We start from the raw sequence: 9,471 nt of genomic DNA, 5'->3' as shown, positions 1-9,471 counted from the left end.
TGGCGTGTCCAGTGTTGCCGGATCAGATCAGGTCTATGTCGCACTCAAACACAGAATACTGCACTCTGGTTCCATAGTTTTGGCAAATTTTTGCGATGTGCCTAAGTCTTCGTTGCCCACCTTCATTGTCAAAAGAAACGTCATAGGTAATTAGCACCATCATACAAATTCCCCCGCAAATTTACTTACTGATAAAAGGTGGATAGTGCTGTAAATCACCACGAATATGCCTTGCCAGTAAAAGCGCCTGCACATGAGGTAACAAACCAATTTCAACATCTTCGTCTAAAAACTGATGCCTGATTTTTTGCTGTTTCCGGCTTTGATATTCTTTCAATACCAGCTTTCTGGCGTCGTCTTTTAGCTTTACAGCGCCACCCGTTTCAGTCACAAAATCTGAAGCTTTTAGCTGCTGTCGGTTCAACAGGGTCAATACCAATCTGTCGGCTATAAAGGCTCTGAACTCTTCCAGCAGATCAAGGGCTAAACTATCCCGTCCTGGTCTTTCCTGATGCAAAAAGCCAACTTGCGGATCCAAGCCAACACCTTGCAACGCGGCGCTGATATCGTTACCAAGTACAGAATACATAAAGGACAACAAACAATTGACCGGATCTGTCGGTGGCCGCCGGACCCGGCCTGAAAACTCAAAACCCTTGTCCTTATTGGTCAACAGCATATTAAATACAGAAAAATATCTGGACGCAGCCTCCCCTTCATAACCCCGGATTTTGTCCAAATCTGAGCATTGTTTTAAGGTATCCAAAATATGGTTAATAGCTGTGATTTGCTGACTAAACTCAGTCGAGTTTCCGTGGTTGCGCTGATGGCGTTGCAATACCTGCTTTTGCATCTGAATTTTTGCCGCCACTATATTTCTGGCGACAGGGACCGGATCTTCATCTGCTTTACGATATTGAGCACGACGCAACAACACATTGCCCGTTTGTTTTCCTTGTACTCTCGCTAAAAACCTGCCGTATTCAGTAAAAAACGCCAGATTGACGGAGTTTTCACCGCAAAAACCCATCACTTGAGGCGACACCATGACATTACCAAAGCAAAAGATAGCCCCAATACCATGAATAGGCAGTTGAGCTACTTTTTCTTTATTAATATCAATAACTAAAGTTTCACGCTCTTTATGCAGGTACGCACCTTGCGTATTGATGTACAAACTATTCTGTAGTTTCTTCATCGAAATCTTCCGTTGAAAAAAGTCGATTCACATACTGCAAGCTGTTGTCCTTTTGTAATAACTTCGGATTACACAAATCAAACAAACTGCAGGCATGGCAATGCTTGTCATACACAGCTTTTGGAGTAACACCCGACGCCAGCATGGCCGCTACATCGGCAATCACCTGTAAAGTGCGCTGACGTAATTCCGGCGTAAAACTAACCGCTTGACGGTGGCGGGTTTGGTTGTACCAAAGCGCTCCTTCAGCCACAGTCTGCCCGGTCATTTCTTCCAGACATAAGGCCTGGGCACAAAGCTGAATTTCATCCCAGTCACTGACTTTGGGTTTGCCACGCTTGTATTCCACGGGAAACAGCTCACCCGAAGATATATCTTTTTCAACCAAATCCAGTTTGCCAGTGATACCAATATTCGGTGCAGCAACCTGCACCCCACGCTCAAACCGTATCCCTTTCCGGGTTTCCGGCTCGCCACTATCCACTCGTTCATGCAACAAATTGCCTTGTGCAGTCAGAAAGTTATCAGCCCACACTTGTTCGTTATGGATTAACGCGCATTGGCGTGGGCAAAAAGCGTAGTGCTGAAGAGCAGCGAGTGGGATCAATCGAACATCATTCATACTATTGCCTGAGCTGCCAACTATCAGGTGCACGCCTGGCATGGAGCACGGCGATGATACTAATCGCCTGTTCTGTTTCGATGAAGTAAATACAATACGGAAAACGTCGGACCACAGCCCGGCGAATAACCTTATAAACAAGCCTATATCGCTTTGGCATACGTTGAATGGCATGCAGCTGTGCATCCACACAAAGCAGAAACTCATGCCCAAGGTTAGGCAAGCAGGATTGGTAATAGTGAAAAGCGTCCTGTATATCCTGCTTGGCCGCTGCACGGATCAATAATTTGGCGGTCATAGTGCTATAATTTGTGCTTTAACACTGTCCCAGCTTTCACCCTGTTCAGGCTCAAGCTCGTACTCAGCCAAACGCTCTGCTAATAGCTTACGCTGCGACACTGTAAGTTCAGAGGCTTCCGCTTCGGCACGAACACTGTCCCATAACTGTTCCGCCAACAGAATCTTTTCGCTGGCACTTAGCTCTTGAAGGTTCATATACACATCTCCGAACTGGTACTTTTGTGCTGTTACTATAGCTTTTCCAGAGCCTGATTGCTGCAGGCTCTGATGTCACTCAGCTTAACACCATATTCAGTTATATTGATTTAGCTTAACTCTAGCCTAACGGTCGAATTAACGAGACACCCTCCGGCCACTCATGATCATTAATACTAACCTCATAATCAGAATAGTCGCGGGCTGGGCCAGCTGATTTTTTAACGATCTGAACCCGATCAAACAAGCTATGAGCAGGAGCGTTACCCAATTTGCTTTCATGCTTAAAAATGTACAACGCTCGGGTATTCATTAAACCTCGCGCAGCTGAGCGATCATGTTCAAACATATTCTGCAATGATTCCCAAAGCAAGCTCAGATCCTCTTCACTAAAACCGGTTTGATCGGCCAAATGTGCAGATATAAATCCATGAGCAACGTAAAGGCCGTAAGGCACAGTGAATTTTCGGCCCATCGTACGATTGTCACCGCTTTGCTTAATTGCCTCGGCTTCTGTTGCAACAGCCATTCGAGTAATCGAGTGTTCGGACGCAACTATCGGGTCTATTGACCGAGCAAAGGTTATTTGAACAGGCCCACGCACTTGTCCACAATTTGGTGCAGATTTCAATGACATAACAGCACCAAAAGTTCTGATGTCATAGAAGTTCTCGCACATCCATTCACGCCCCTGTGCAGTTTCTTCACCACTGGGTTTTCTTGCTTTCACTCCCTTAAGCGAATCCGTTAAGAACTTTTTCAATAACGCAGATGGTTTTGCATCTTTTAAGTAGTCTTTAACCATTTTCACATCAGCGTCTGATGCCACTACAAGAAATGCATTCCCTGCATCGTCTTCTTCTACACTCATGCCATCAGGCAGATCAAAATCCTCAATTAATTCCCCAACTCCATCAGGGATACGATTCCTTGTTTCTTCTCCCAGACCAATACCTAACTCTTTAAACGCTTCAACATGCACCCGTCCAAGAACTGATTTCTCTTTTACATAAATATCATTAGGGCGCTTAAATTCTCTAGTTATCTGAACGTAGTTTCTCACTTTGCGTTTCAAACACACGTCCGTGACCAAACCTCGTCCGGTCTCTGCGTCAATACGCGGCAGGTTACCCGCGTCAGGATCACCATTGGGATTACCATCTTTCACATCGAACAGTAAGGCAAAATCGTAGCGGTTAGAAATACTCATAGTTGTGGTCCTTGTTCAGTAGGTTGAGAATCAAACTTGTCAGACTTCACATAGAATGCTTGGCGTTGATGGTAGTAGCCAATAGCAAAACGTCCTTGATCATCAAGGCTAAGCAATGACGGGAAACCATCCGCTTGTAGCTGTCCAAAAATTTCTTGTAGCAGCTTCTCAAAATAGATTCCCCTACCTTTTTCCAGCTTTCCCAGATGATGATTTTTCATACGCATTAAAATAGGTAGCACGCTGGCAGGTGTACCCGATGCTGCGGAATAGTAACGGTCGCGAATAGTTGTATTTAAACTTGGGCTTGCTTCTTCCTGAATTTTTTCCAGTAAAGCAAAAAGGCGGCCAATACAGTAGCCTGGGTTGGTATTTTGCTTGTCCAGTGACACGGTGATCTCCTTGCCGGATTGGGTTTGAAAACGTAATTCTCTATTTAAACATGCCTTGACAATAGCGGCTCGTTCATAACTAACTTCACGTTCTGCCTTTATCCGACGGATAGCGGCATGCAATAAGGTTTTTGGGTAAGGGCCTCCAATTAAAATGGAACGCATCCACTCTCCGGCCAGATTGGGTGGTATGTTTTCAGATTTACCTTGGGTAGCAATCGAATTTAACAGCCACCAAATTGATAGGTGTTCGCGTTGATGCGGAGCGTGAACAATAGCTAAATCAACAAAGTGTCTGGCTATTTTCGCTGAGAATTCAGCAACAGTTCCTGTGTGCCAAAAACGTACCGAGATTCGCGCAGAATTGGGCGACAAACCTAAGATAAAGAAACGGGTTTGATCATCTTCTAGCGGTAAAACCCCCTTATCCACCGCAATTAGCAATTGACGTACTTTTTCTGATAGGGCGTTCGGGTTATCTTTGATAGGTTCATCAAAATATGCAGCAAAGTCATCCTCCATATTTGATGACTTATCAGACCAAAATACGGTAGTTGCATCGCCTACCTGGAGTTTTTGGGAAGAGCCAGCTCTAAGCAAGTAGTTCAGTGATTTAACATATTGTTGAGCTGCGACCTTACTAACTGGCGCATTTGCAGCTTTCGACTTTCCATACGAACAAAATGCGTCTTTATTAAATGAGACTATTGATGCTCCGGATGTTTGAGCATCTCTTACACCTTTGATAACAGTATGCGTCAACTCAATATTCTGCTCGACTTTGCCGGATACTGGACAGAACCCAATATAACTTTCCTTATCTTCTTTCTTTAGGTTATTTATTACACTAAATACTTCTGGTCTTTCAAATACAAATCCATGATCTTTAATTAGTCTGAATAAAATGATTGGGTTACCTGTGCTAATAGTTTCACCAAAACTTGTGTGTCTCAGTATCGGTGAGAAAAGACTTCTATCGCCCTTTCCTCGTTTGAGAAATTTCAATATTGCAATGATACCTTCGTCAAGATTTTGCGGGAAATACTCCTCAATCGTTTCGATAAAGCTACCGATTTTTAAATCTGCTTTCCCTCCAAGCCCAAAAACAAAGGCCGAATTATCCCAGAGCAAATTAGCATCTTTTGAACTATTACTGTGCTTCAGTGATTGCTTACCAATATTTGGCAAAAACATTTTTCTTGAAAAGATTTTTTTTCCAACAGCCTCCTGCAAGCAATGCAGATCAACAAATACTCCATCTTTATCTAGCACTACTGCGAAATCAGCACCTTTACTTATCCAACCATCTGGAGGCAAGTCATCCCTCTTACGCTCGTAGTAGTCATTCAATGCCTGTAAAATCATCCCCGCACCTCCTCACTGTCCCATGCGGGCACGCGGATCAAACCTTGTTTCATTGCTGCATTAAAAAACCTAGGAAGAGGGTTGTTACCGTCGCTGTAGTCAAGATCGTATAGCATCCAACCAAGATCTTTGTCTTCTTCAATAGGGGGAATATTATCATTCTGTGTATCTTCTACCAGTCTGAAATCACAGGAGAACTCTCTTGTTCCAAGATACGGCTGATTAAAGCACTGGCCTTTTTTTGCCCTACGCTCAAACATCGCTGCATATTTACCATAGTTAGAATTAGGATCTTTTGATCCATCAAAATGCAGGTTCGCATATAAGCGGTACTTCACATCGCGCAGAAATAAACCAGCTCTCTGCTGACGCTCATCTTCTATGTAAAATCCCATAGACTCAGTTGAATGGCCAGCCATTTGCTTTGCATTGGGCGTGTTAAAAACCTTGCCAACCTCATTTCTGCGTACTGAAATCCAATTGATAGGATTCAACACTTCAATGTGGGTGATCTGCCAGCGTATTGCAGGCTTCCAAAGTATTGCTTCAAAAATAGCGCGTGCTGCAGAAGGTGTAATTACATCATAGCTAACACGCTCCACTTTCATTTCTGGACGTGTAAAGCAGGCATAGTCGCCACTGACCTCTAAGCAAAAATTAACGGACATGGAGCCTCCCTAAATTAAAATACACAACTATCTGGCTGGCTTTTATTTAAAACGTCTGCTGTCAGCAAACCAAGTTGTTGATCATAAGCGTTAGTTACACAAACACCCCAGATGTCAGGTTGTAACTCTTCGATGGCACCAAGCTTTCGTAGTGCCTTGAAGTCATTTTCGTAAATATTCACCGTTAAACGCTGCAGCTTACGCATCAACCAACGCTCTGGTCCCATATAACGCAACTGGTCCATTAACTTAAAACCTTCCTTTCCAAAGGGAACCAATACAGATACACCACTATCCGGGATCAAGCTAAACCGCTGTGCAGCACTACGAAACTGCACCATTCCGTAACGCGATGCCTGAGTTAGCAGTGGCATTATCTGGTGTTTATCCGGGTTTTCCTGGCTAAAATATTGGTTGAAATAACGTTCATACAGCCGATGGGAAAGCAGGTCGGACTCTTGCCCATGCCAAACTGAGCGGGTTGCTTGTTCGCCATACAACAGTAGACCCTTAGCTGGCGAGCGGGGCGGCACAAAAACCACAACTTTGCCTTTGACCAATTTCCCGTCACGTTCCAAATTCCCCTCACGATTACAGCGACCAGCAGCCTGCGCAATCGAATCTAACCCTGCCAAAGCTCTATAGACCACTGGAAAATCTAAATCCACACCCGCCTCGACCAATTGAGTACTGACGACTCGAACCGCAATACCGGCTTTTAAACGCTTTTTAATTTCAGTAATCACTGCAGACCGGTGCTCACCACACATTAAAGCAGACAAATGCACTGTGCCTGGTGGCATTAAGCTAAATAGTTCATAGGCATCGCGACGACTATTAACGATCACCAATACGCAAGGATATGCCTCAAGCTCTTTTGCCAAAGAGGCCCAATCGCGGCGTATGCTCAAATCCAAAGGCCTGATGACTTCTGTTCGTCGCATCCTTTCAAACAATGCATCTACATCTGTAATAATTTCTCGCTTGGCATCCAGACCTCGAAGCCGGGTTGTGCCGAAGCTGTCTTTTTGGGATCCTAATGCTGGTTGTGTTGCTGTAGAAAGCACCAAAGAGACACCATAATGCTCTGTCAGCAACCGAAGCACATCTAAAATTGGTTGCAAAAAATCCGGGGGCAAAAGTTGCGCTTCATCAAGCAGAATGACTGAGTTAACAATGTTATGTAATTTGCGACAACGACTGGTTCGCGCCGCAAATAAAGACTCTAAAAGCTGAACATTGGTGGTGACGATTATTGGCGCATCCCAGTTCTCCGCCGCCAACCTAGAGCGTGCGGTTTCCTTCTCAATGTCATCTGGATCTAGGTTGGAGTGATGCTCCAAAACTGCATCGCCAAAGATCTCCCGATACTGCTCAGCTGTTTGTTCTATGATGCTGGTATAAGGTATAGCGACAATAATACGTGTTTTTCCATGTTTTACCGCATGTTCAAGCGCAAACGCCATACCAGATAAAGTTTTACCACCTCCGGTAGGAACCGTGAGCGTGAATATTCCTGGCATTTCAAGAGCAGATTGACGGCAATCATTCAATACATTCTCTCGCACAATGTTGACGTCAGTTCTAGTCGAGCCACTAATTTTCTTCGCAATAAAAGTATCGAATTGTTTTTTCAGCCCGCTCATAGACCATTCAGCTTGCCGGCTAATCGCCTTCTCTGGAGCCATAAACCGTTCTGTATCAAGAAAATCCGCATCAGTCAGGCAAGAAAACAGGATACGCAGCCACAAATGCAAACCATCTTCTCCACCTAATGGTTTAGATAACGGCGACTTGGTACTGTCTGGCTTTAGAATATCCGGAGGAATAAACGCTGTTAAGGTTTCCTCCAAATAACCTTTATCCCTACCTTTCTTCAACCTGTGGGAAAGCGCAGCGCCTCCAGCCTCCGCTTTATCCCAGTCTGGTAATCCTGCATGATGGCCTGCAATCAGATAGGCTAAAAACTGCCCAGCACCTTTAAGTTGTTGACAGGCATAAATAGCTCCGGCGGTTGAATGGTCAACTCGCCCCAGCCCTTGCTCAATATGAGCCTCAGGATCATAGCCTGATGCTTTTTTAATGTAAGACTGGAACACCTTTCGGTATTTCCCCAGATCATGCCAAATACCTGCAGCATTTGCCCACTGTTCACCGCCAAAATGCGCGGCAAATTTAGCAGCTAAATCTGCCACTTCACGCAAATGTTCTTCAAGTAAATGCTCGCGCCATTGGTCGTCTTTCGCTTGCAGAACATGTGCAAGATAATCTGTTGAATGTTCAGAGGTATTCAAAAAATTCCTTATCCGCCATTAGCACGGTCGAGTTTATTATTGCCAAGTCATTTATGACTCTATTTCCATCAAAACACAACACTGTACAAAAACACCTGTAAACTAAGTGTGCAGGTTGTTGGTAAGTTTATGATTTATCTTCAAATAGCCATGGTTTTATAGCGTTGAGGTTCACCAAAACCAGTTGCTGGGCTTCGGGGCTGATGTCGATGTCGCGGATGTTCACCTGCATTTCCTGCAGCACGTATTGGGCTAAACAAGCGCGGGTTTGGAGCAGGAGTTTGCCGTTTTGCATTTGGTAATCGTGGGCTAATACGTCTTGCTGTGCTGGAGTTAAACGGAGATCGGGCTGAAATTCTAAGTAAAGTTTTGTGGTCCAGCCTGGGTCTTGCTCTGCGCTGATATTGGTTTTATCCAATAACTCAGGTACGCCACGAAAGCGGCTTAAGACAAAGTCGCGAAAGCCTTTTGATTTTTCGCAGTAAGCCCGTAAATGCCAGCGTAAGCCTGCACTAACAAAATGATGGGGCACTATAATTCTGCCCTGCCGGTCGGGGTTACTCACCGACACGTAATCCACCTCTACCCTGCGCTTTTGCCGAATGGCAGTGACCAATACCCGGATAATTTCGGCGCTAACCTGGCGTTTGGGTAACGACAAAGTGGTGTATGGCAAAGCTGTGCTTACGTCTGTAATGGCGTCCTGATGGCTAATCCAGTTCAGGTATTCCACTACGTCACCGGAAATGTAGGCTTGCTGAAAAGCAGCTTGTGGCAGAAAACCTTTATAACTGGCGTGATAAAGCAGGTTGCCGGGTAACAGCTGTTGGTAATAAAGAATATCTTTTTGCGCCTGAGTACGGCTAATACTAAATTGGCGAATTAAGTGACTGGCGCTGATACGGCCTTCCCACCAGGCAATCAGCTCAATAAACCATAATCTTTTGTCCTGATTAATGCTAAGCACTTTCTGTCCCTGAATTTTTGCTTATGCCTTACCATAACTGAACAGGAACACCATCGACAATGGCTTTGTTTGAATTTGAGTTTAAACCCATCGAATTCGACGGCTTTGGAAGCGTCTTAATAATTTAGACCAAAGTATCCTTCACAAAAACCTACCCCGTAAAAATCTCATAATCATCAGGCCCTTTCATATAACCCGGTACTTTCTGACTGGAAAGCCGCTGACCTGTTATCGCTGTTTGTACCAGCAACTTGTTGTAA

General features: G+C 44.6%; 10 protein-coding genes. All 10 read right to left on the bottom strand.

Annotation, left to right across the window (positions count from 1 at the left end; all coding sequences use genetic code 11):
- Positions 1–22: 22 nt before the first annotated feature.
- The 10 genes from cas2 to EMM73_RS19455 all read right to left on the bottom strand — a co-directional run bounded on the left by cas2 (position 23) and on the right by EMM73_RS19455 (position 9,211).
- Positions 23–160 (bottom strand): CRISPR-associated endonuclease Cas2, encoded by a 138-nt coding sequence (cas2, locus tag EMM73_RS19500; RefSeq protein ID WP_458351835.1) that lies wholly within the window; start codon positions 158–160, stop codon positions 23–25.
- 21 nt (positions 161–181) lie between these two features.
- Complete coding sequence (gene cas1c, locus EMM73_RS19495) at positions 182–1,198, bottom strand: type I-C CRISPR-associated endonuclease Cas1c (RefSeq protein WP_127688435.1); 1,017 nt, start codon at positions 1,196–1,198, stop codon at positions 182–184.
- Positions 1,179–1,820, bottom strand: coding sequence for a CRISPR-associated protein Cas4 (gene cas4 / locus EMM73_RS19490; RefSeq protein ID WP_186435306.1), 642 nt, complete (start codon positions 1,818–1,820; stop codon positions 1,179–1,181). Before cas4 ends, cas1c begins: the two co-directional genes overlap by 20 nt.
- Position 1,821: 1 nt before the next feature.
- The gene (locus EMM73_RS20590) at positions 1,822–2,118 is read right to left on the bottom strand and encodes a type II toxin-antitoxin system RelE/ParE family toxin (protein ID WP_127688433.1); all 297 of its coding nucleotides are present in this window, start codon (positions 2,116–2,118) and stop codon (positions 1,822–1,824) included.
- Positions 2,115–2,315: an addiction module protein gene (locus EMM73_RS19480; RefSeq protein ID WP_127688432.1), complete on the bottom strand. Its 201-nt coding sequence runs from the start codon at positions 2,313–2,315 to the stop codon at positions 2,115–2,117. The genes EMM73_RS20590 and EMM73_RS19480 overlap by 4 nt, the downstream gene beginning before the upstream one ends.
- A gap of 121 nt (positions 2,316–2,436) precedes the next feature.
- Positions 2,437–3,525: a type I-C CRISPR-associated protein Cas7/Csd2 gene (cas7c, locus tag EMM73_RS19475; RefSeq protein ID WP_127688431.1), complete on the bottom strand. Its 1,089-nt coding sequence runs from the start codon at positions 3,523–3,525 to the stop codon at positions 2,437–2,439.
- Positions 3,522–5,282, bottom strand: a complete 1,761-nt coding sequence (cas8c, locus tag EMM73_RS19470) for a type I-C CRISPR-associated protein Cas8c/Csd1 (protein WP_127688430.1) — start codon at positions 5,280–5,282, stop codon at positions 3,522–3,524. The genes cas7c and cas8c overlap by 4 nt, the downstream gene beginning before the upstream one ends.
- Complete coding sequence (gene cas5c / locus EMM73_RS19465; RefSeq protein ID WP_127688429.1) at positions 5,279–5,950, bottom strand: type I-C CRISPR-associated protein Cas5c; 672 nt, start codon at positions 5,948–5,950, stop codon at positions 5,279–5,281. Before cas5c ends, cas8c begins: the two co-directional genes overlap by 4 nt.
- A 14-nt stretch (positions 5,951–5,964) precedes the next feature.
- The gene (cas3, locus tag EMM73_RS19460; RefSeq protein WP_186435305.1) at positions 5,965–8,244 is read right to left on the bottom strand and encodes a CRISPR-associated helicase Cas3'; all 2,280 of its coding nucleotides are present in this window, start codon (positions 8,242–8,244) and stop codon (positions 5,965–5,967) included.
- 127 nt (positions 8,245–8,371) lie between these two features.
- The gene (locus tag EMM73_RS19455) at positions 8,372–9,211 is read right to left on the bottom strand and encodes a helix-turn-helix transcriptional regulator (RefSeq protein WP_127688427.1); all 840 of its coding nucleotides are present in this window, start codon (positions 9,209–9,211) and stop codon (positions 8,372–8,374) included.
- Between the last annotated feature and the right edge of the window lie 260 nt (positions 9,212–9,471).

This window comes from Rheinheimera sediminis, assembly GCF_004005375.1.
Lineage (GTDB): Bacteria > Pseudomonadota > Gammaproteobacteria > Enterobacterales > Alteromonadaceae > Pararheinheimera.
Note: the sequence above shows the minus strand (reverse complement) of the source record. Positions and strands in the feature narration are given on the sequence as shown.